Source organism: Cetobacterium sp. ZOR0034, assembly GCF_000799075.1.
Taxonomy (GTDB): Bacteria; Fusobacteriota; Fusobacteriia; order Fusobacteriales; family Fusobacteriaceae; genus Cetobacterium_A.
The window spans coordinates 26,062-49,434 of the sequence record NZ_JTLI01000007.1 but is presented as its reverse complement, the minus strand read 5'-3'; the positions used below and the strand labels follow the sequence as shown (position 1 = coordinate 49,434).

The following is a 23,373-nucleotide window of genomic DNA, read 5'->3' as shown; positions in this document are numbered from 1 at the left end:
AGAACAAACTTAATTGAAAAAGTAAAAAAAGTTATTCTTAAATACATTGACTAAAAGATATCCGAAGGGGTATTATAAAGTATATAGATTAGGGAGGGAATATATGCAATTTACGCAATCTCAGTTGAGAATATTGGAGATGATTAAAAATAAAAATAGAATATCTAGAAAAAAAATAGCGGATGAGTTGGAGCTAACACCTGCAGCGATAACAAAATCAATAGAACCTCTATTGCAATCTGGAATAGTCTTAGAGGTGGCTCAAAGAGAATCGACAGGGGGAAGAAGAGCGATTGATCTATCTTTGAATAAGTATTGGGTAGGAAAAATTTTTGGAATCTCTTTGACACCAACCTCAATTATAACCTCTGTTGGAAATATAGAGGGTGAAATTTTTAAAAGTAATAGTTATAAAATAGAGGGAAGCAATGAATTAGCCTCATATTTAGAGGATATAATAGAAACAGAGTTGAAAGATGAAAATGGAATCAAAGTGATATCGATGGCTATAACTGGGCTTATAAATTCAGAAAATGGAGTCATTCTTTTTTCACCTCATTACAAAAGAAAAAAAATTGAGATAAAAAAAATGATAGAGGAAAGATTTAAAATTCCTGTCTTAATAGAAAATGATGTAAGAGCGATGGCTTTAACGGAAAAATATTTCGGTAAAGCAAGAGAGAGCGAAAACTATGTTGTTTTAAATGTTTCAGAAGGGATTGGAAGTTCTATTTTTATGAATGGAGATCTACTGTCGGGATATGGTTTTATATCCGGTGAGATTGGACATGTTGTTATGGATAGAAGTAGCTTAAGAAAATGTTCGTGTGGAAAAAGAGGTTGTTTAGAAGCTGAAGCATCAAATGCAGCTATAATAAATAGATTGGTTTCAATGATAAAACTGAATAACTACAGTTCTCTGAAAGAAAGATTGAAAAAAAATGGTTCTATAAATATTTTAGATGTTATCGAAGCAGTTAAAAAAAGAGATTTTTTAAGCACTAAGGTAAGTACAGAGGCAATGGTTACAATTGCTCACAGTATTGATATGATAATCTCTCTTATAAATCCTGAAAAAATAGTTTTGATAGGAGAGATATTTAAAGAGAATCTTCTTTTAAGTACTTTGAAATTGGAGTTACAGAAAGTAACTTTAGAAGAACAAAAGTATGATTTGATAGTTTCAGATATGTTAAATGAGATGCATACTTATAATCCTATATCGGTAGTTAGACACAATCTATTTAGAAAAAATATATGGAGGGATAGTTTATGAGAATGAAGGTTTCAGAGTTTGGAAAAACGAAAAGTGGTGAAGAGGTTTCTATTTTTAAATTTAAAAATGAGTTTGTAGAGTTAGAGATTATATCTTATGGGGGGGTTATAAAATCTTTAAAAACAGCCGATAAAAATGGAGGATTTGAAAATGTTGTATTAGGGTATGAAACTTTAAAAGAGTATGAAGAGGATGAGTGTTATCTTGGAGCTATTACTGGAAGAGTTGCTGGAAGAATAAAAGATGGAGTTTTAAAAATAGGAGATAGCATATATAATTTAGAAAAAAATAATAGTGGAAACAATCTACATGGTGGACCAGAGGGATTGAATACAAGAGTGTGGAAAGCGAAAGGTGAAGTTGTTGGAGAGAAAGGTATTTTAACTTTATTTTATAAAAGTTCACACTTAGAATCTGGATTCCCAGGAGAAGTGGATTTTACAGTTCAGTATACTTTAGAAAAAAATATTTTAAAAATAGATTATATAGGTGAAAGCGATAGAGATACATATTTAAATTTAACAAATCACAGTTATTTCAATTTGAGTGGAGATAATAAAAGAGATATAAAAAGTAGTGATTTAAAAGTCAATGCTTCGGCATATGGAGTTGTTGACGAAACGACACTGCCTTTAAAATTAGAAGATATTTCTGATTTTTTAAAATTTAATGTTTTTGAAAAGTTAGAGGATGTTTTAAATAGAGAAAGTTCACAACTCTCAATTGTAGGAGGGGGTATAGATCATCCTTTCGAAATGTCAAAAAAATCTGAATACGATATAGAGTTGCGAGATGAAATCTCAGGAAGATCTATGAAAGTAAAAAGTAGCGAGCCAGTAGCGGTAATATACACTGGTAACTATCTAGAAAAAAAACACAATGGAATATGTTTTGAGATGCAGGATTATCCAGATGTAAATAATTTTTTACCTGAAAGAGTGAAGATATATAATAAAAATTTAGTATACAGAGCAGAAACAATTTTTATTTTTAACTAATTGTTAATAAAAAGTAAAAAAAGTGTTAAAAACAAACAAAAAAACTTGATTTTTGAAAAAAGTTGCTATATAATGACCTCAGATTTAGTAAAAAACAAGGAGGAAGAATTAATATGGCAGAAGTAGTGTTAAAAAAAGTTGAGAAACAATATCCAAATGGGTTTAAAGCAGTTCATGGAATCGATTTAGAAATCAAAGATGGAGAGTTCATGGTTTTCGTTGGACCATCAGGTTGTGCAAAATCAACTACTCTAAGAATGGTTGCAGGTTTAGAGGAGATAACAGGTGGAGAGATCTACATAGGGGAGAAGCTAGTTAATGACTTACCTCCTAAAGATAGAGGAATTGCAATGGTTTTCCAAAACTATGCACTTTACCCACATATGACAGTTTATGATAATATGGCGTTCGGTCTTAAAATGGCGAAAGTGCCTAAAGGTGAGATTGATAAAAGGGTTAAAGAAGCAGCTGAGAAGTTAGAGATAACAGATCTTTTAGACAGAAAACCAAAAGAGATGTCAGGAGGGCAAAGACAAAGGGTTGCGGTAGGTAGAGCGATTGTTAGAAAACCAGAAGTTTTCCTATTTGATGAACCTCTTTCTAACTTAGATGCAAAACTTAGAGTGTCGATGAGGGTAAGAATCACTCAACTACACAAACAGTTAAAAGAAGAGGGACAAAATGCAACTATGATATATGTAACACATGATCAAGTTGAAGCTATGACAATGGGAGATAGAATCTGTGTATTAAATTATGGAAAGATAATGCAAGTTGACACTCCATTAAATCTATACAATAGCCCAGCAAACAAATTCGTTGCAGGATTTATCGGATCACCAGCGATGAATATTGTTAAAGCTTCTTTAATCAAAGAAGCGGATGTAACTTTTGTTAAATTAGCTAATGGAGACAGATTAGCGCTACCAAAAGAAAAAGCTGAAAAAGTAAAAAATCATGTTGGAAAAGATGTTTGGTTTGGAATTAGACCTGAAAATGTAGGAAATAAAAATACAGCTAAGGATGGAGATGCATCATTAGTAGGAAAAGTAAATATAGTAGAGCAAATGGGTAATGAAGAGTTTATTTACTTCTTCATTGGAGATACTCAATACACTGCTAGAATTCCAGCTGAAAAATCAACTGGAGCAAACTTTAACCAGAAAGAGGAGTTTTATTTCGAAATGGATAAGTGCCATTTATTTGATATAGAATCAGAGCAAAATATAACTATTTAATGTAATAGAAATGAGCCTTAGTAAATAGGCTCATTTTTTTTATAAAATAAACCTATATAATCATAAAACGATTGAAGTTTGAACATAAAAGTGCTATAATTGATTGATATGTAAAAAATAAAATTAGGAGCGTACAAATATGAACGACTGTGTAATTTTAAAAGGAAAAAAGGACAGATTAGTTGTACAATTAGATAGTGCTATCGATTTTAGTTCTTTAAAAGATAAATTTTCTGAAAAGATTAAACAGGCAGAAGCATTTATAGGTGATACAAAAATAGCCATCGAGTTTACAAATAGAAAACTTACAGAAATAGAGGAAAATATCTTAATCGGAGTAATTAATAAAGAGACGAAAATAAAAATAGCTTTCATTTTTTCTGAAAGATCTATTTTTTCACAGTTGCCAGTAGGGGAGTTTAAGCTTCCTTTTAATAATATAAAAGATGTGACAGATGAAGGAGTAACGAAGTTTCATAAAGGAACTTTACGTTCTGGACACAATTTGGAATTTGAAGGAAACGTTGTTGTGTTAGGAGATGTTAATCCAGGAGCTGTAATAAAGGCAAAAGGAAATGTTGTCGTTTTAGGATATCTAAACGGAACTGTGTATGCAGGTGAAGATGATGGTTCTGAAGCATTTGTGGGTGCGTTTTCATTGAATCCTATTCAAATAAAAATAGGGCAGGTTATAGCAAAAAATCCAAGTACAAATGTGTTAGATGTAAATAAGGTTAAGAAAACTGTAGATTTTGAAGTAGCATACTTAAAAGATGGAAATATATTTATTGAAAAGTTCAATAAAGCGACCTTAGAGCATATGATAAAAATATAAGGGGAAGACAGGAGGAATTATGGGAAAAGTTATAGTAATTACTTCAGGTAAAGGTGGAGTAGGAAAGACAACAAGTAGTGCAAATTTAGGGGCTGCACTAGCTATGGAAAATCAAAAGACCCTACTGATTGATACAGATATTGGACTTAGAAACTTAGATGTTGTAATGGGATTAGAAAATAGAATTGTTTATGATCTAATAGATGTTATAGAAGGAACATGTAAACCCAAACAAGCTATAATAAAGGATAAAAGAAATGATAACTTACATCTTCTACCAGCAGCTCAATCTAGAGATAAAAATGCAGTTACACCTGAACAAATGAGAGAGTTAATAGATACATTAAAAGCTGAGTATGATTTTATACTTGTAGATTGTCCAGCAGGAATAGAACAAGGATTTAAAAATGCTATAGCAGCAGCAGAGGAAGCTTATGTAGTTACAACTCCAGAGATTTCAGCTGTTAGAGATGCTGATCGTATTATTGGATTATTAGAAGCTAATGAGATTAGAAATCCTAAACTTATTGTAAATCGTCTTAGAGTAGAGATGGTTAAAGATGGAAATATGTTAAGTGTTGAGGATGTAACAGATATACTTGGAATAAAACCTATTGGAATTGTTCCAGATGATGAAAATATAGTTATATCTACAAATAAAGGTGAGCCTTTAGTTTATAAAGGTGAATCATTAGCTGCAAAAGCTTATATGAATATTGCGGCTAGAACATTAGGTCAAAATGTGGAATTTTTAGATCTAGACCCAAAAATCGGGTTTTTTGATAAAATTAAAGAGATATTTAAAAAATAAAAGGAGGGGCAATTATGGGATTTTTTAATTTTTTAAATAAAGAAAAATCTAGTTCAGTAGCAAAAGATCGTTTGAAGTTGGTACTGATTCATGATAGAGCTATGCTTACTCCAAAAACATTAGAAGCATTGAAAAATGAGATTATTTTAGTTATATCTAAATATGTAGATATAGATAAAGATGCTTTAAATATAGAAGTTTCACAAGAGTCTGAAACAGGAAGGGAGACGGCTTTAATAGCTAACATACCTATAAAAATAAAGAAATAGTACTTTGGTGCTATTTTTTTTTATATATGTTGAACTTATAATATGAATATGAGAGGGGAATCGATATGAAAAAAGAGAATATAAGTAAAGTATTATTAATTTTAGTTGCTATGATTTGGGGAAGTGGTTTTCCAGCTACAAAAATAATTTTAGATACAGGGGTTCAACCATATGAGTTTTTAGCCATTAGATTTTTTATTACAGCTGTTGTGATGTTTGGAATTATGGGGATAAAAAAGATGAAAATTGAAAAAGGAGAGATTAAACTAGGGTTAGTGGCAGGTATAGTTTTATTTTTAGCATTTGCTTTTCAAACAGTGGGATTAGTCTATACTACAGCATCTAAAAATGCATTTATAACTGGTGCTAACGTTATTTTTGTTCCGTACATAGCTTGGATTTTTACAAAACAAAGACCTAAACTATTGTATATATTTTCATCAATAATTTGCTTTTTAGGAATTGGAATCCTATCTTTTGAGAAAGATTTGACAGTTAATTTTGGAGACTTTTTAACATTTATATGTGCAATAGGCTTTGCATTGCAGATAGTTGTTATTGGAAGTCGTATAAAAAATAGAAACCCATTTACTATTAATGGTTTTCAAATGTTTTCAGCAGGAATTATAGGGATTTTAATGAATTTATTAGTTGAGGGTGGTACAATTTTTACAAGAAGTTATGATCTAAAACAAATTTTAGCGCTAACTTATATAATTGCTTTTAATACTTTTATTTGTTACTCGATTCAAACATATGCACAAAAACAGATTAATCCGAGTCAAGTATCACTAATATTAACAACAGAAATTATCTTTGGTGCTTTATTCTCAATTTTAGTTTTGGGAGATAAAATGACTTTACAAGTTTTAGTGGGAGGTATTTTAATATTTGGATCTGTACTTTTAAGCGAAATAAAGAAGAGATAAATAGTAAAAACATTGATAAAAAAGTCATTATGTGTTATTATTTTCTTTGAAAATTTATTCAAAGAGATGATAAAGGGGTAATAATGAAAGTAAATAGGTGTAAATTAGCAATTCTTTTGGCAAGCTTAATGTTAGTAGCTTGCGGAACAAAGGAGAAATCTGTTATTGGTAAAGGAAATGGATTCTCTGGGGAGATTAAAGTAAACGTTGTGACAAAGGGAGATAAAATTGAGAATCTTGAGTTAGTTTCTGATAATGAAACTTCTCATATTATTTCAAGAACATTCCCAATTCTAAAAGATAGAATTTTAAAAGCACAATCTCCAATCGTTGATAGTGTATCTGGAGCAACATACACATCTTTAGGAGTGAAAAGAGCAGTAGCTGCAGCACTTAAAGAGAGTGGAAAAGATTTTGGAAGAATAACTATCAATACAAAGGGACCAGAACAGCCAGTGGCATTTTTAGAACCAGTTAAAACAGATTTAGTTATAGTAGGTGGAGGACCAGCGGGTCTTGCGGCAGCTATATCAGCTAAAGAAGCCGGATTAAAAAATATAATATTAATAGAAAAGTTAGATATATTAAGTGGAAATGGAAAGTATGACATGAACTTCTACGACTTAATAAACTCTGAAGCTCAAAAAAATGCTGGAGTAGAAGATTCAGTTGAAAAACTAATCGCAGATAATAGCAATTGGATGGATACACCTGAAAGAACAAGAGTTCAGGCAGAGGGTGCTTATAAATTAGATACATGGCTTAGATCTATGGGAATAAAATTGGAGCATTACTATGGAAAAAGAGGTCATATGGCTAAAAGTAATGCTTATGCTGGAGAAGAAGTTCAAGATGGAATGGAAGCCACAGCAAAAAAATTAGGAATAGATATTAGAACAGGAACTAAAGGAACTGATTTAATCATAGAAAATGGAGAGGTTAAAGGAATCAAAGTTCAAAATGGAAATAACTTCTATGATATAAATACTAAAGCTGTTGTAATGGCAACAGGAGGATTCTCAGCAAATAAAGAGTTATTGGCAAAATATTCTCCAGGAACAGAGAAGTTACAAACTTCAAATCAGCTTGGAGCAACAGGAGATTTTATACCTGTATTTGAAGAGAATGATATAGCTTTAGCCAATTTAGAGGAGTTGAATTTATTTCCATTCATAGTTAGAACGACTAGAGATTTAACAGGTGGATCAGATGGATTTATGCTTGTAAATTCAAATGGAGAGAGATTCTTAAATGAGAACATATCAAAAGATGCTAGATTTGAAGCTGCTCAAACGATATTAGCTCAACCAGGTGGAAAAGCTTTCTATATATATGACCAAACTTTATTTGATGGAAGTTACCGTTTACAAAAACATACAGCGAAAGGGTACCATGTAAAAGCTGATACCTTAGAAGAGTTAGCAGGAAAATTAGGTATTCCAGCAGATAAATTAGTAGAGACAAGAGATAGATTCAATAGTGCTATTCGTGGAGAGCAAGAGGATCAATTTAGAGCAAAACCATTTAAAAGAGAGTTTAGAGTTGAAGGACCTTTCTATGGAGTTCAAGTTGAATCAGCAGTTCATATGACAAGAGGTGGAGTTGTTGCCAATGAAAAAACGGAAGTTTTAAATACAAAAGGTGATATTGTTCCAGGGTTATTCGCTGCAGGAGAGGTTACAAACAGTAGTGCTGCATATAGTGCTGCGGTAATCTTCGGTCGTATAGCTGGAGAGAATGCAGTTAAGTTTATTAATAAATAAATTAAAAAAAACAAAAAAATAGAGAAAGGAAATTAATTTTCATTTCTCTGTTTTTTTTATTGAAAATGTGTTACAATATTACACGAGAGATTATAAAAAGTATTAAAGAGGTATTGAATGTTTGAAAATTTATTATTAGATAACTTAACAATTGGAGTATTAATTTTAAATCAAGAGTTTGAAGTAAAATACCTGAACAGATACATGAAAGAGATTTTAAAAGAATATTTTAATGAAATAGATTTGAAATATTTAAAAATGAATGAGGCATTAAAAAAGAGGTTAGCGAAATTTGATTTAAAAGTAAAGCAGCGTGAAATAAAAAAAGATGGTGAGGCATATCTTTTTTTAGAATTTCATGATGTCAGTGATTTAAAAAAATTAGAAAAAGATTTAGAAGAGAAATCGAAAAGTCAAAATAAGTTAGTTGCAATGTTAGATACTGTTCAAGAATTTATTTTTTATTTAGACTCAGAGGGAAGATTAGAGTATTTTAATAAGGCATATGCAGAATATTTAAATATTCCAAATAATGAGTTATATGGGAAAAAAGAGATTGAATTTTTTCCAGAGGCAATGGCTAAGAAGTGTTTAGAAAACAATGAAATTGCTTTTGAAAAAGGAAACTTTTATGAAGAGGAATATCTAGATGGAAGATGGTATCAAACTTTTAAATCAAGAGTAGATTTAGAAAATGATGAGTATGGTATTTTGGCAATGGTAAAAGAGATTACAGAATCTAAAAAAAGAAGTTTAGATTTAAAAGAGAAAGCTTATAAAGATATACTGACAGGAACTTACAATAGAAACTTTTATGAAGAGAGATTAAGAAGTATTTTTGAAGAAAAAACTAGCTCAATATTTTCAATGATGCTTATAGATATCGATAAATTTAAGGAGATTAACGATTCTAAAGGGCATGACATAGGGGATTTAGTATTAAAGAGATTAGCAACTATTTTAAAAAATAGTATCAGAAAAAATGGTGATTATATAATAAGAATGGGTGGAGATGAACTTTGCATAGTGATTGAATCAAATTTAGAGGATTTAAAGAGAGTTTATCAAAGAGTTGAAAGTGAGATAAGAAAACAAAACATTACCGAAGAGTTTTCTTTTGAGATTAGTGCTGGGTTAGTTCAAAGAAAGAGCGCAGAAAAATTAGACGCTTTCTATAAAAGAGCCGATGTTGAGTTATATAAAATAAAAAAAGAAAAAATTAATTGATGTGATGAAAGTTATATTAAAAGCCCTTTAAATAGGGCTTTTTTTTATATATAAAAATTGTTGATAAAAAAAATAAAGAAAATAGTTTGAAATTGAAAGTTTATTGTTGACAAAGCATAATCTTTTGCTATAATTTAATTTGTAAAACAAAATATCAAAAGAGGAGATTAAATGAAAAACTTTACAATAACAACATTTATCATTTTTCTATCAATAGCCTCTATTTTTTTAGGTGTAGCAACAGTTAATCTGTCAGATATTTTTGTTGTAGGAACTAATAGTAACAATATAATATTTTTAAGTAGAGTTCCAAGAACAATAAGTATTGTGACAGCGGGATTTGGGATGAGCATTTGTGGTTTAATTATGCAGCAACTTACTATGAATAAATTTGTATCTCCTACAACTGCAGGAACTGCTGACTCTTCAAAATTAGGGATTTTGGTAGGTTTAGTATTTTTTCCAAGAGAATCGATTATATTTAAGATGTTAATCGCAACTATATTCTCGATAGGAGGAACTTTCCTTTTCTTAGGAATAGTTAGGAAGATAAAAATAAAGGACAATGCTTTAGTACCATTGATTGGAATGATGATAAGTGGAATACTAAGCTCTATAACAATGTTCTTTGCCTACAAAGGTGATTTGATTCAAAGTATTAACAGTTGGCTTTTTGGTGATTTTTCAGGCGTATTAAAAGGAAATTATGAACTATTATATATAACAATTCCTTTAGTATTAATTGCTTTCTTTTATTCAAAGCAATTTACGATCTCAGGAATGGGAGAGGAGTTTGCAATAAATCTGGGAATAAATTATAAATTTATTGTAAATATTGGATTAGTTTTGGTTTGTTTCATATCTTCATTAGTAATGATAACGATAGGAGGAATACCATTCTTAGGATTAATTATTCCAAATATAGTTTCTATGTTCTTCGGAGATAATCTTTCGAAAAATCTATATATAACAGGAGCTCTAGGAAGTTTGTTCCTTCTGTTCTGTGATATATTAGGAAGATTGGTTATATATCCTCATGAGATTCCGATAGGAATGATAACAGGAGTATTCGGTAGTGGAATATTCTTAGCTATGATACTTAGGAGGTTAAATTTTGAAGAGTAAAGAGAAAAGAATAGAAAATATTTTATTTGGTCTTTTAGTGGGAGTATTAATAGGGATAGCTCTTTTCCTACTGATAGGTGTAAATAAAAGTAATTTTAGATATCTTATATCTACAAGAAGTATAAAAATATTAGCAATAATTTTAAGTGGGACATGTGTTGCAATATCTACATTGATATTCCAAACAGTTACCGATAGTAGAATTCTAACTCCGAGTGTGATGGGATTAGATTCAATGTATGTATTTTTACAAACAATGACAATCTTTATTTTTAGAAGAATGATTCCTGTGTTAACAGCACCAATTCCAAAGTTTTTTATAACAATTGGACTTATGATTATGATAAGTATTTTCCTTCAGAAATTTTTTACGGGAAAAAGTAAAGGAAAACTTCTTTATATGATTTTGATTGGAATGATTGTAGGAACATTTTTAGATAGTTTATCGAGCGGAATTCAGATGGTAATGGATCCAGATGAATTTCTAATTTTACAGAGTAGTTTATTTGCGAGTTACAGCAGAGTTAATACCACTTTATTACTAATAGCTTATATAATAGTAGGACTTGTATTTTTCTGGTTGAAAAATGATATGAGAACTTTAGATGTTATGAGTTTAGGATATAGTCAATCTATAAATTTAGGTTTAGATTACAAGAAACTTTTAAGAAAAAATTTAACAATAGTGGGAATTCTAGTTTCAATTTCTACAGCTTTAGTAGGACCAGTAGTTTTTTTAGGACTTTTAACTGTAAATATTTCAAAAGAGTTGCTTAAAACTTACAAACATAAATATTTAGTGATGGGATCTATTTTTATGAGTATACTCTCTTTAATAGTTGGACAGATAATAGTTGAAAGAGTATTTAATAATAGTTTCCCAGTAGGTACAATAATCAATTTCGTTGGTGGAATGTACTTGTTATGGATTCTATTGAAAGAGAGGAGAGTAGGATAAGATGATAGAGATAAAAAATGTCAGTAAAACATACAGATTAAAACCGGTTGTAAATAGTGTAAGCACAGATATTCCAGAAGGGAAGATAACATGTATCATAGGACCAAATGGTGCAGGAAAGAGTACATTGTTGAATATGATAAGTCGTTTAACTCCTTTAGATTCTGGAGAGATAATAATAGATGGGAAATCTATTACAGAATGGGATAAAGCAGAATTAGCAAAAACAATGGCTACTCTAAAACAAGAAAATACCACAAATGTAAGACTTACAGTTTACGAGTTAATTTCATTTGGAAGATTTCCTCACAGTGGTGGAAGATTGAATGCTGAAGATAAAAAAGTTATTGAAGAAGCAATCGAATATATGAATTTAGGAGAGTTCAGAGACAAGTATTTAGATGAATTAAGTGGAGGGCAAAGACAAAGAGCTTATATAGCTATGACAATTGCTCAAAATACAAAATATATACTTTTAGATGAACCATTAAATAATTTGGATATGAAGAGTTCGGTGGCTATGATGAAAATTTTACACAGACTTGTAAAAGATTTTAATAAAACAATAGTTATAGTAATGCACGATATAAACTTTACATCAGTGTATTCAGATTATATTTTAGCAATGAAAAATGGAAAAATGAAACATATGGATAAAACTCAAAATGTTGTTGTAAAAGAAACTTTAGAAAAGCTTTATGAGATGCCGTTCCATATTCAAGAGATTAACAATAAAAATATATGTGTTTACTTCTAGGAGGGATAAAATGAAAAAGATATTAGCTTTATTAGCAGTAGTTATAGCAGTTTGTATAGGAGCGTTCTTCTATTTAACAGGAGAGTCAAATGAAACTTCAAATGTAGAAAAAATAACAATTAACCATGTTATGGGAAGCACTGAAGTTCCAAAGAATCCAACAAAAGTAATTGTATTTGACTATGGAATTGTAGATATGTTAGATACTGTAGGAATTGAAATTATAGGATTGCCAAAAGATAGTTTACCTAAATTTTTAGATAAATTCAAAGATGAGAAGTACATAAATATTGGTGGACTTAAAGATCCTAACTTAGAAAAAATATATGAATTAAAGCCAGATTTAATAATTGTGTCAGGAAGACAAGAACCTTTCTATGAGCAATTATCTAAAATTGCTCCAACAGTGGGACTGACAACAACAGGAGATGATTACTTAGAGGCTTTAAAAGTAAATGTAAAGATGATGGGAGATATTTTCTCTAAAAACACTGAGCTTAATAAAGAGTTAGCAACTATAGAGACTAATTTAAAAGAGATCAAAGATAAAGTGGAATCTAAAGATTTAAATGCTTTAGTTGTTCTTTCAAATAATGGAAAGCTATCAGCTTATGGTTTAAAATCTAGATTTGCAATCGTTCATGACCATATGGGATTCAAAACAGTTGGAGATATAGGAGCTTCTACTCATGGAAGTAAGATAAACTTTGAATATATATTAGAGAAAAATCCAAATTATATATTTGTTGTAGATAGAAGTGCTGTAAATGGCGGAGATGTATCGGCTAATAAGGCTTTTGATAATGATATTATAAAAGCAACAGATGCTTATAAGAACGGAAATATCATTTTCTTGGATGCAGAGATTTGGTACACTGCAACAGGTGGTATAAAAACTACTCAAAAAATGATTGATGAAGTAAAAGCTGGATTAAAATAATTAAATAAAAAACAAAAAGCACAGATGAAGAAAATGAAGTTCTCTGTGCTTTTATTTTTATAATTTTTTAAAGAGCTGAACTTAAAATTTCTAAAACATCTTTAAATTCTAATTTTTTCATAGTTCCAATCGGTCCTAACCTAGTTGCTCCTGCAGCCATCTCCTCAAGTTTTGAGCTATCAATATCCACTTCAGCTAAAGTTGAAGGTACATCAAGTGAGTTGAAAAACTCTCTAGTTTTTTGAATAACTTTTCTTGCAACTTCAAAGTCATCATCTTCAAAAATCCCCCAAACATTGTTAGCATAATCTACAAATCTATGAACATTCTCTTTATCTAAAACATATTCCATCCAGTAAGGTGTTAAGATACCAAGACCAATACCGTGAGTGATGTCATATTTAGCACTTAATTCATGTTCAATTTGATGAGTTGCCCAATCTGTTGATTCTTTTCCAGATGAAGTGAGTCCATTTAAAGAGAGAGAACTTGCCCACATGATGTTGGCTCTAGCTTCATAGTCAGTAGGATTTTCATATGCGATAGGCCCATAATGAATAACAGTTTTAAGTAAACCCTCCATTATTCTAGCTTGTAGATATCCTTTTTTGTCAGGTGAAAAATATTGTTCAAAAAGGTGACTCATTATATCTACAACTCCTGCAGCAGTTTGATATTTATTAACTGTAAATGTGTAAACAGGATCTAAAATAGAAAAAACAGGTCTTAAAATATAACTTCCAAAACCTAATTTTAGATTTTCGTTTGGATTTGATAAAACACTATTTCCATTCATTTCACTTCCAGTAGCGGCAAGAGTTAAGATTGATGCAATCGGAAGTGCTTCAGTTAAAAGATGAAATTTTTTATCCACACAAAGGTCCTGCCAAATATCTCCGTGATATTTAGTTTGAGCAGCTATTCCTTTAGCACAGTCAATAGTACTTCCACCTCCAACAGCTAAAATAAGGTCTAATTTATATCTTCTACAAAGATCAGCACCTTCTCTAACTGTTTCAATTCTAGGATTTGGATCTACTCCTGAAAGTTCAATAACTTCAATATTTTCATCAGTTAATCTTTTTAAAACTTCATCATACAATCCATTTTTTTTAATACTATTTTTTCCATAAAGAAGTAGTACTCTTGAGGCATATTTCTTAACCTCTTTACCTACATTTGAAACTTGACCTTCTCCAAATAATATTTTAGTAGGAACATCATAAATAAAATTTTTCATAAACCCCTCCTCTATAACATTTTGATAGAATTTCTATCTTTGAAAATAGTTTTATTTTTAACATAAAAAGCGATTATTCTTGTTAAATTTCGATAACTTATATTTAGTCTACCAGAAAGTTCATCTAGAGATTTAAATATAATCTCTCCGTCATTATCTTCAATATATTTTAAGAAAATATCTTTAGCTTTTAAAGTACTTTTGTAAAAAATAGCTTTATTTGTATTTAATAATTTTTTATTTCCTTCTATAGCTAAAAATTTCCAAAAATGTATATTTTCATTTAAGAGTTCTCTAGCAATTATAAAAGGAAGAAGAATAACGCTCACGTCACTTTTGGCTACAACATCAAAAAGAACTTCTTGCTTGTTAATAAATTCAATATCACCAAAAATTTCTAAAGGTTTTAATATATTTAAACACACTTGATTCCCATTATCTAATATACATGAAACTTCAACAGTTCCTTCAACGATAAAATAAATACTATTCGTTCCTTTGTGAGCTTCTAAAATATACTCTCCTTTTTTATAATGTTTAAGATGAAGTTTTTCTTGAACTTCTTTTGTTAAAATGTCGTCTAATTTAAATAAACTTATATAATTCATTATTTTATTCATAAATTCTCCTTATTGGGCCATATGTCCTATCTATTGTCTAAGAATTTATATATCATAAAAATAGAAAAAATACTAGAAAAATATATAAAATATTAAAATAAAACGAGGTGGAGTAGATGAGAGCGGTAGATATTATTCAAAAAAAGAGAGATAACATTGAGCTTACAGCAGAAGAAATGAGTTTTTTATTGGGAGAATACTTGCAAAATAAAATTCCAGATTATCAAATGTCATCATTTTTGATGGCTGTTTATTTTAATGGAATGACTAAACCTGAATTGAAAGTATTTACAGAACTTATGATGAATAGCGGTGAAGTTATTAAATTTGATGGAATAGAAAAATTTTTAATAGATAAACACTCTACAGGTGGGGTTGGAGATAAGACTACAATAGCTCTAGCCGGTCTTTTTGCAGCTTTTGGAATAGGAACTGCAAAGTTATCAGGTAGAGGGTTAGGACATACTGGTGGAACGATAGATAAGTTTGAAGCGATTCCAGGATTTGTTTTCCCAGAAACAAGAGAAGAGTTAGTGAAAATGGTAAATACAGTTGGAACAGGAATAATGGGGTATTCGGATACAATTGTACCTTTAGATAAAAAATTATATTCATTGAGAGATGTTACAGCAACAGTTTCAAGTATACCTTTAATAGCAAGTTCAATAATGAGTAAAAAGTTAGCGGTTTATGCTGATGGAATAATACTAGATGTTAAAGTTGGGTCTGGAGCCTTTATGAAAAATATTGATACAGCTAAAGAGTTAGCAAGAACGATGATAGATATAGGAGATTCATTTGATAGAAAAGTAGTGACTTTACTAACAGATATGGATCAACCTTTAGGATATGCAGTTGGAAATAGTAATGAGATTATTGAAGCTATAGAGACTTTAAGAGGAAGAGGGCCAGCAGATTTTACAGAGCTTGTTGAAACTATTGTGGCAACAGCTCTTCAAATAAAAGGTGATGTAAAAACTTTAGAAGAGGGAAAAGAATGGGTTGCAGAGGTTATTAGCAATGGATCAGCAATTCAACATTTAAAGGACTTCATAGAGGCAGCAGGAGGAAATCCAAAATTAGTTGACGACTACACACTTCTTCCAACATTTAAATCTGAGTTTGAATTTAAATCTAAAAAATCAGGTTGGATAGCTAAGATAGAAGCAGAAGAGATAGGAAAGGCTGCTATGGTTTTAGGAGCAGGAAGAGCCACAAAAGAGGATGTAATAGATCATTCGGTTGGTGTTTTACTTACAAAAAAAGTTGGAGATTATATCGAAGCTGGAGAGACATTAGCTATAGTTCAACACAATGACAAAAATTTAGAGTCATCGATAAAGTTTTTAGAGGGTGCATATACGATAGTAGATGAAAAAGTGGAAAAAAATAAAGTTATTCTAGAAATTTTATCTAATATTGGGTTATAATAAAGTAATTAAATTTATAAAAATTTAGGAGGAAAGAGAAAGAATGAATTTAAGCAGATATATTGATCATACAGTATTAAAAGCTACAACAGAACCAAAGGATATTTTAAAATTATGTAAGGAAGCAAAAGAGCACAATTTCTTCTCAGTTTGTGTAAATGGATCTTATGTAAAATTAGCAGCTGAGCAATTAAAAGGTTCAGAAGTAAAGGTTTGTGCAGTGATAGGGTTTCCATTAGGTGCTATGTCAACAGCTTCAAAAGTTTTCGAAGCAAAAACTGCTATAGAGGATGGAGCTTCTGAAATTGATATGGTAATCAATATTGGAATGTTAAAAGCTGGAGAAACTGAGTATGTAAAAAATGAGATAGCAGCTATAAAAAAAGCTATAGGTACAAATGTTTTAAAAGTTATAATTGAAAACTGTTACTTAACAGATGATGAAAAAAAAGTTGCTACAAAACTTTGTTTAGATGCTGCAGCTGACTTTGTAAAAACATCTACAGGATTTGGAACAGGTGGAGCTACTTTTGAAGATATCGCACTGATGAAAGAGATTGTTGGAGATGCAGCTCAATTAAAAGCTGCAGGAGGAGTTAGAGATTTAGCTACTGCAGAAAAATATATATCTTTAGGTGTAACAAGATTAGGAACAAGTTCTGGAGTTGAGTTAGTGACTACAGGAACTGCGGATCCAAATAAATACTAATATGAATACAGAATATTTAAGCAATTCTTTATCAAAAGAGTGTTTAAATGATTTACTAAGAGTTTCTCACTGCCAAGAATTTAAAGGAGGGGAAACTCTTTTTTTAGAACACTCATTTTGTGAAGAGGTATATTTTGTGATTAGTGGAAATGTTACAGTTTATAAAGATAATTCAGATGGAAAAAGAAAAATAATATATCTTTTAGGAGAGGGATCATTTTTAAATGATACAATAATTTATGAAGAGAGTGAAAAAACAAGTATTAGCTGTGACGCTTTTACAGATGTTAAAACGCTTATAATTCCAGTTAAAGAACTTAAAAGATTAATTATAAAGTATCCAGATTTAGCTATATTGATAATCAAATCTCTTTCAAAAAAAACAAAACGTCTATATAGGCAGTTAAAAAATACAACGACAATATCTATGGATAAAAAAATTGCAGCGAAATTGTGGAAACTTTCAAAAGATTTTGGGTATGAAGTAAAGGAATTTCACGGATTTACGGTAAAAGTAAATAATACCTATTTAGCAGATATGCTTGGAACGAATAGAGAGACCGTTTCAAGAGGAATTAAAAAATTAAAAGAGTTAGGTTTAGTTAAAGTTGAAAATAATGCAATCTTTATTTTAAAATCTAAAATTAAAGATTTTTATAGACAGTAGATTTATATAGGAATACTTTTAAATTTGTGCTATAATTATGAGTAAATTTAAAATATCAGGAGGAATAAATGACAAATAATGACGTTCTAAGAAGAGTTAGATACGCTTTAAGAATAAACGATAAAGCTATGCTAGAAGTTTTCAAATTAGGAGGAATGAAACTTTCTTTAGAGGAGTTAACTGCTCTTTTAAGTAAGCCAGAAGATGATAACTTCAAAACTTGTAACAACCAAACTTTAGATGTATTCTTAAGTGGACTTATAACTTACAAAAGAGGACCACAAAAACCAGGAGCTGCAAAAGTTGAAGAGGTTGTTCCTAACAACAAAAATATCAACAACCATATTTTAAGAAAGTTAAAAATAGCTTTAGCTTTTAGAAGTGAAGATATGATTGATGCATTCCAAACAGGTGGACTAAAGATGTCTGAATCAGAATTAAGTGCTATTTTCAGAAGACCAGATCACAAGAATTACAGAGAAGCTGGAGATAAATATGTAAGAGTATTTATAAAGGGAATCACTGAACTTTTCAGAGGAGAGAAATAATAAGATTACAAAAGATTAGTAATTGATCTTAAAAAAATTTATTTTTTGTCAATATAGAGATGTGTGACTAGAGTCACACATTTTTTTCTATATAAAGTAATAGAATGATGTATAAAAATACTCAAAATTAAGAGGTGAAAGAATGAAAAAATTATTAACAAATGATGAGTTTAATAGTGTGTTATTAAACCTATCTAAAGAGTATGATATCTATGCTCCAGTTACACTTCCTTTTAAGGGAACGTTCTCAGACACTGATTTAGTTAAATATGAAAAGATAACTACATTAGAAGAGATTAATTTAAAAGATAAGAGTTATTATTCAGCTAAAGAGATTCTACTACCTATAAGACAAACAATATTTTACTTTAATGAAAATGAATTTAAAAAGCCAGAGGGAAGAACAAAAAAAGCTCTAGTAATATTAAGAAGCTGCGATTTACATGCAATTGAAAAAGTAGATAATATCTACTTAAATAATAAATTTAGCGACGAATACTATGCTGACGCTAAAAAAATGGTAAAATTTGCTGTAATGGGCTGCCCAGGAAAAGGTTGGGAGAGCTGTTTCTGTGCTTCAATGGGAACAAATAAAACAGATAACTACAACTTAGGATTAACATTCAAAGATGGAGAGGTTTACACAGATGTTAAAGATGAAGAGCTATTAAACTTCTTTGATGCAGGGAAAAACGAGGAGTTCGAAATGGAGTTTGTAACAGAAAACGTTGAGAAAGTTACAGTTCCTGAAAATATCGTTTTAGAGGATATAATAAATGGTGAGATGTGGAGAGATTACGACAGATGTATAAAGTGTGGAAGATGTAACTTTGTATGTCCAACTTGTACTTGCTTCACAAGTCAAGATATCTTCAATAGAGATAACTCTAAAACTGGAGAGAGAAGAAGAGTTTGGGCTTCTTGCCATGTAGATGGATTTACAACTATGGCTGGAGGACATGAGTTCAGACAAAAATCTGGAGATAGAATGAGATTTAAAGTTATGCATAAAATTTCTGATTACAAAAAGAGATTTGGAACTCATATGTGTATAGGGTGTGGAAGATGTGATGATGCTTGCCCAGAATATATCTCATACATCAACTGTATAAATAAACTAAGTAAAAAGTTAGGTGATAAAGATGAATAATATATATATGCCTGAAAGAGGAGAGATATTATCAATAGTTCAAGAGAGTTCAATAGAGTGGCTATTTAAAGTTAAAACAACTATAAAGCCATTAGCTGGACAATTTATACAGTTATCTATTCCTATGGTTGGAGAGGCTCCTATATCGGTTGCTGATTGTAATCATGAAGAGGGATGGATTGAGTTTTTAATAAGAAAAGTTGGAAAGGTTACAGACGCAGTATTCAACTTAAAACCAGGAGATTCTATATTTTTAAGAGGAGCATATGGAAACTCATTCCCTATGGATACTTATAAAGGTAAAAGAGTTATAGTTGTTGCAGGAGGAAGTGGAACAGCACCGGTTAGACCATTAATAAAACAACTGATAGATGATAAAAAAACTGATATCGAGCTAATTTTTGGATTTAAAGATCAAGATTCTATCCTATTTAAGAAAGAGATAGATACATGGAGAAAGAAAGCTCCTATGATTTTAACTGTAGATAAAGGTTGTGGAATTGATGGAGAGTGTGTTGGTTTAGTTACTGAATATATACCTCACCTTAGATTGAACGAAGGGTTCGATAACTTAGAAGTTGTTATAGTTGGACCACCAATGATGATGAAATACTCTGCTTTAGAGTTTTTAAAGCTAGGAATTCCTGAAGAGAAAATTTGGGTTTCATTCGAAAGAAATATGTCTTGTGCTGTTGGTAAATGTGGACATTGTAAAATTGATGAAACATATGTTTGTTTAGAAGGACCTATATTTAATTATGTAAAAGCTAAGAAGCTTTTAGATTAGGAGGAGACATGGCTTTAGAATTAAGTAGAAAAAGTTTTACGAAAAATGCATTTAGAATTACGAAAGAGAGAAAGAAGACCGCTTTAAGAGTTAGAGTTCCAGGTGGAGAAATAACAGCTGAGTTACTACTTAAAGTTTCTGAAATCGCTTCGAAATATGGAAATGGAAAAGTTCATATAACAACTCGTCAAGGGTTTGAGATAAAAGGTATCGATATAACTATGATCGATGAAGTAAATAAAGAGATACAAGTTTTAATAGATGGATTTGAAATCAACCAACCAAATGGAGAGGGAAATGGATATCCAGCTGCTGGAACTAGAAATATAACAGCTTGTATAGGAAATGGTGTTTGTCCTAAAGCTCAATATAACACAACAGAGTTTGCTAGAAAGATAGAGAAAGAGGTTTTCCCTCATGATTTCCATTTTAAAATAGCTTTAACTGGTTGTCCTAACGACTGTATCAAAGCTAGAATGCATGACTTTGGTATCGTAGGTATGGCTATGCCTCTTTATGAGAAAGAGAGATGTGTATCTTGTGGTGCTTGTGTTAAGAAGTGTAAAGGATTATCTACAGGTGCTTTAAGTGCAGAGAATTATACTGTTGTGAGAGAGCATAGTAAGTGTATTGGGTGTGGAGAGTGTGTTTTAAACTGCCCTACATCAGCTTGGGTTAGAGATGAGAAGAAATACTATAGATTAGCTATCATGGGAAGAACTGGAAAGAAAAATCCAAGACTTGCTGAAGATTGGTTACTGTGGGCTGACGAAGAGAGCATCATAAAAATAATCAAGAATACATATAAATATGTTGATACATATATCAACAGAGCATTGCCAAAAGAGCATATCGGATATATCGTGGATAGAACAGGATTCCATGAGTTCAAAAAATTTGCTCTTGAGGGTGTAAATTTAGAAAATGTTACTATCGAAAGAAATATGGTTCATTGGAATGGAATTATCTATTCTGGTGCTGAAAACGATATTGGAAAGTAGATAAAATTAAAATAAATAGAAAACCAGCACAGTCTCTTTAACTATGCTGGTTTTTTAGTTAGCATTTTTTAATTGGCTTTTAAATTCATAATAAACATCTCACTTTGGCTACCTATTCTATAAGGAATCATCCAAGTTCCTAAGCCTGAGCTAACATATGAATGAGTGTTATTAATTTTTTTGTAACCTCTAGAGTTTTCATACATATAATCCACTAAAAGATTAAATGGGAAAATTTGCCCTCTGTGTGTATGCCCTGAAAGATAAAGATCAATTTTTTCACCATTCAATTCTCTTAAAGATTCAGGGTTGTGATCCACAACGATAATGGTATTCTCAGGATTTATATTTTTTAAAAGTTCGTCTAGATTTTTTCTGTTTCTGTTGTGTCTATCATCTCTACCAATAATAGTGATACCTTCAATTTCTGTGGATTCATCTCTTAATATTTTAATTCCGAGATTTTTAATGTATTCTATATTTTCATCGATTCCACCATAATACTCATGGTTTCCTAAGGCTAGATATATGCCGTGTTTGAAAGATGTTTCATCAATTATACTTTTGATATCGTCGTTGACTGTTTTATATGTATTATCTAGAAAATCACCACCGATAAGAACTAATTCAACCCCTTCAGACTCCATATTTTTGAATGATTCTCTAAGTTTACTTCCATCAAATTTTGCATTCAGATGAATATCGCTAATAAAAGCGAATTTTAAATCTTTATTTAAAAATCTATTTTGTAAAGGAACCTCATAATTTTGTACTAAGATATTTTCAAAGTTTTTATTTCCTAAATAATAAAGACCTATAAAGCTAATAATTGTAAAAATATTAAAAAATATTTTTCTCTGAGCAATCAATCCTAGTAAATCTATAGAAAAAAGTTTTGCTATAAATGACACTAAAACTATAGAAACAGCTCCAATAAGAATATAATTTAAATAAAATAAATAATGACCCAATACAACTTCAAACATTTCATTTCTATTCTCTCTTAAAAAATAAAAAAGAATAAACGGTAAGAAACTTATAAGAGGAATAATTAAAAAGAACCATAAACTGCCATAAACTTTATAAAAGAAAAATGCTGCTGTTATTATAAATAAAACTACCGGAAGTAGTCTTTGTAAAATAAAAATCATATTGCCTCCACTTTGTAATTTAAATGTTTAGAATATAAAAATATTATATCACTTAGAGTTGACTCGAAGTCAATAAAATTTAGAAAAACTTAAAAATGATTCTTGTTTTTTTTTAAAAAATAGAGTATATACAGTAGTAATATGCAACTATCATATTTTGAGGGAGTGGTTATAATGATGAAAAAATGGATACCTTTGTCGTTCGTAGCAATTTTAATTTGTGGTTCTATAACATCTTTTGCAGCAGAAACTAAAGTTTATCAAGGATTAGGACATTCAAAAAATTTCAGAGTAGGTCCAGGAAAAGATAGTGAAGGACATCAAGTTTATAGTTTTAACTATATTGATGCTTCTGTAATATTTGATGCTGATGGAAAAATTATAAATGTGATTGTTGATGCTTTAGAGGTTAGTTCTCCAAATTATGATGGTGAAAGTATGCCACATTTTTCTGGGTGGCCTGGAACAGAGGGATATAATTTAACTGATCATAAAACAAAAACAGTTGTTGGTAAAACTGAAAACAGTGTTGAAAATATTTCAAATGAAGTTAATAGCTGGAAAACTAAAAGAGAGCGTGGAGCTACCTATGGAATGAATCCTAGAAATGAATGGGATAAGCAGATGGATTATTTCCAAGAAAAGTTTAAAGGAAAAACAGTTGACGAACTTGAAGATAATTTTGCAAAGATGTATTCTGATGTTAATGGAAGACCTTTAAAAGAGCGTAGTGCAAATGAAAAAGATAAAGAAAAATTTGCTAAATTAACTGATGCTCAGAAAAAAGAAGTTGCTGATATAACTGCGGGAGCTACAATGAGTTTAAGAGATAGTCACGGAGATATTTTAGAGGCAATAAAAAAAGCATATGAAAATCGTATTGAAGTAACTATTCAAAGTAAATAAACTATAATAAAAAAATGGAGACTTTAATTTTGTCTCCA

General features: G+C 30.3%; 24 protein-coding genes. 21 read left to right on the top strand and 3 right to left on the bottom strand.

The window, feature by feature from the left end; genetic code table 11:
• Positions 1-103: 103 nt before the first annotated feature.
• The 13 genes from L992_RS02425 (at position 104) to L992_RS02365 (ending at position 13,126) form a co-directional block, all read left to right on the top strand.
• Positions 104-1,276, top strand: a complete 1,173-nt coding sequence (locus L992_RS02425; RefSeq protein ID WP_047383643.1) for an ROK family transcriptional regulator — start codon at positions 104-106, stop codon at positions 1,274-1,276.
• Positions 1,273-2,274 (top strand): aldose epimerase family protein, encoded by a 1,002-nt coding sequence (locus tag L992_RS02420; RefSeq protein WP_047394173.1) that lies wholly within the window; start codon positions 1,273-1,275, stop codon positions 2,272-2,274. The genes L992_RS02425 and L992_RS02420 overlap by 4 nt, the downstream gene beginning before the upstream one ends.
• A 113-nt stretch (positions 2,275-2,387) precedes the next feature.
• Positions 2,388-3,512 carry an ABC transporter ATP-binding protein gene (locus L992_RS02415; protein ID WP_047394171.1) on the top strand — a complete coding sequence of 375 codons (1,125 nt, stop codon included), beginning with the start codon at positions 2,388-2,390 and terminating at the stop codon, positions 3,510-3,512.
• 139 nt (positions 3,513-3,651) lie between these two features.
• Positions 3,652-4,347: a septum site-determining protein MinC gene (gene minC, locus L992_RS02410; protein ID WP_047383640.1), complete on the top strand. Its 696-nt coding sequence runs from the start codon at positions 3,652-3,654 to the stop codon at positions 4,345-4,347.
• Between the two features lie 19 nt (positions 4,348-4,366).
• A complete protein-coding gene (gene minD, locus L992_RS02405; protein ID WP_047383638.1) occupies positions 4,367-5,158 on the top strand; it encodes a septum site-determining protein MinD in 792 nt (263 codons plus the stop codon).
• Between the two features lie 14 nt (positions 5,159-5,172).
• Positions 5,173-5,427: a cell division topological specificity factor MinE gene (gene minE, locus L992_RS02400; protein WP_047383636.1), complete on the top strand. Its 255-nt coding sequence runs from the start codon at positions 5,173-5,175 to the stop codon at positions 5,425-5,427.
• A 65-nt stretch (positions 5,428-5,492) separates the two neighbouring features.
• Positions 5,493-6,356, top strand: coding sequence for a DMT family transporter (locus L992_RS02395; RefSeq protein WP_047394169.1), 864 nt, complete (start codon positions 5,493-5,495; stop codon positions 6,354-6,356).
• A gap of 83 nt (positions 6,357-6,439) precedes the next feature.
• Entirely contained in the window at positions 6,440-8,119 is a 1,680-nt protein-coding gene (locus L992_RS02390; protein WP_047394166.1) for an FAD-binding protein, read from the top strand.
• 117 nt (positions 8,120-8,236) lie between these two features.
• Entirely contained in the window at positions 8,237-9,346 is a 1,110-nt protein-coding gene (locus tag L992_RS02385) for a diguanylate cyclase (RefSeq protein ID WP_047394165.1), read from the top strand.
• A gap of 171 nt (positions 9,347-9,517) precedes the next feature.
• Complete coding sequence (locus L992_RS02380) at positions 9,518-10,471, top strand: ABC transporter permease (RefSeq protein ID WP_047394163.1); 954 nt, start codon at positions 9,518-9,520, stop codon at positions 10,469-10,471.
• Positions 10,461-11,429: an iron chelate uptake ABC transporter family permease subunit gene (locus tag L992_RS02375; RefSeq protein WP_047394161.1), complete on the top strand. Its 969-nt coding sequence runs from the start codon at positions 10,461-10,463 to the stop codon at positions 11,427-11,429. The genes L992_RS02380 and L992_RS02375 overlap by 11 nt, the downstream gene beginning before the upstream one ends.
• 1 nt (position 11,430) lies before the next feature.
• On the top strand, positions 11,431-12,186 hold the full coding sequence (locus L992_RS02370) for an ABC transporter ATP-binding protein (RefSeq protein WP_047394159.1): 756 nt from the start codon (positions 11,431-11,433) through the stop codon (positions 12,184-12,186).
• Positions 12,187-12,196: 10 nt separating this feature from the next.
• Complete coding sequence (locus tag L992_RS02365; protein ID WP_047394156.1) at positions 12,197-13,126, top strand: siderophore ABC transporter substrate-binding protein; 930 nt, start codon at positions 12,197-12,199, stop codon at positions 13,124-13,126.
• A gap of 67 nt (positions 13,127-13,193) precedes the next feature.
• Here the strand turns inward: L992_RS02365 and L992_RS02360 are convergent, their stop codons facing one another.
• A complete protein-coding gene (locus L992_RS02360; RefSeq protein WP_047394153.1) occupies positions 13,194-14,366 on the bottom strand; it encodes an iron-containing alcohol dehydrogenase in 1,173 nt (390 codons plus the stop codon).
• Positions 14,367-14,377: 11 nt separating this feature from the next.
• Complete coding sequence (locus L992_RS02355) at positions 14,378-14,986, bottom strand: Crp/Fnr family transcriptional regulator (protein ID WP_047380811.1); 609 nt, start codon at positions 14,984-14,986, stop codon at positions 14,378-14,380.
• A 116-nt stretch (positions 14,987-15,102) separates the two neighbouring features.
• Between L992_RS02355 and L992_RS02350 the strand changes: the two genes are divergently transcribed.
• The 7 genes from L992_RS02350 (at position 15,103) to asrC (ending at position 21,278) form a co-directional block, all read left to right on the top strand.
• Positions 15,103-16,416 carry a thymidine phosphorylase gene (locus L992_RS02350; protein ID WP_047380808.1) on the top strand — a complete coding sequence of 438 codons (1,314 nt, stop codon included), beginning with the start codon at positions 15,103-15,105 and terminating at the stop codon, positions 16,414-16,416.
• 43 nt (positions 16,417-16,459) lie between these two features.
• On the top strand, positions 16,460-17,125 hold the full coding sequence (gene deoC / locus L992_RS02345) for a deoxyribose-phosphate aldolase (protein ID WP_047380805.1): 666 nt from the start codon (positions 16,460-16,462) through the stop codon (positions 17,123-17,125).
• A gap of 1 nt (position 17,126) precedes the next feature.
• A complete protein-coding gene (locus L992_RS02340) occupies positions 17,127-17,792 on the top strand; it encodes a Crp/Fnr family transcriptional regulator (protein WP_052191631.1) in 666 nt (221 codons plus the stop codon).
• 68 nt (positions 17,793-17,860) lie between these two features.
• A complete protein-coding gene (locus tag L992_RS02335; protein ID WP_047380803.1) occupies positions 17,861-18,340 on the top strand; it encodes a DUF1456 family protein in 480 nt (159 codons plus the stop codon).
• 142 nt (positions 18,341-18,482) lie between these two features.
• The gene (asrA, locus tag L992_RS02330) at positions 18,483-19,490 is read left to right on the top strand and encodes an anaerobic sulfite reductase subunit AsrA (protein WP_047394152.1); all 1,008 of its coding nucleotides are present in this window, start codon (positions 18,483-18,485) and stop codon (positions 19,488-19,490) included.
• Positions 19,483-20,277: an anaerobic sulfite reductase subunit AsrB gene (gene asrB / locus L992_RS02325; RefSeq protein ID WP_047394151.1), complete on the top strand. Its 795-nt coding sequence runs from the start codon at positions 19,483-19,485 to the stop codon at positions 20,275-20,277. Before asrA ends, asrB begins: the two co-directional genes overlap by 8 nt.
• A gap of 8 nt (positions 20,278-20,285) precedes the next feature.
• Positions 20,286-21,278 (top strand): sulfite reductase subunit C, encoded by a 993-nt coding sequence (gene asrC, locus L992_RS02320; RefSeq protein ID WP_047380797.1) that lies wholly within the window; start codon positions 20,286-20,288, stop codon positions 21,276-21,278.
• A gap of 68 nt (positions 21,279-21,346) precedes the next feature.
• On the opposite strand, the gene L992_RS13055 is transcribed toward asrC, so the two are convergent.
• Complete coding sequence (locus L992_RS13055) at positions 21,347-22,429, bottom strand: metallophosphoesterase (protein WP_052193880.1); 1,083 nt, start codon at positions 22,427-22,429, stop codon at positions 21,347-21,349.
• Between the two features lie 174 nt (positions 22,430-22,603).
• Between L992_RS13055 and L992_RS02310 the strand changes: the two genes are divergently transcribed.
• Positions 22,604-23,335 carry a hypothetical protein gene (locus L992_RS02310; RefSeq protein ID WP_047394150.1) on the top strand — a complete coding sequence of 244 codons (732 nt, stop codon included), beginning with the start codon at positions 22,604-22,606 and terminating at the stop codon, positions 23,333-23,335.
• Positions 23,336-23,373: the final 38 nt, after the last annotated feature.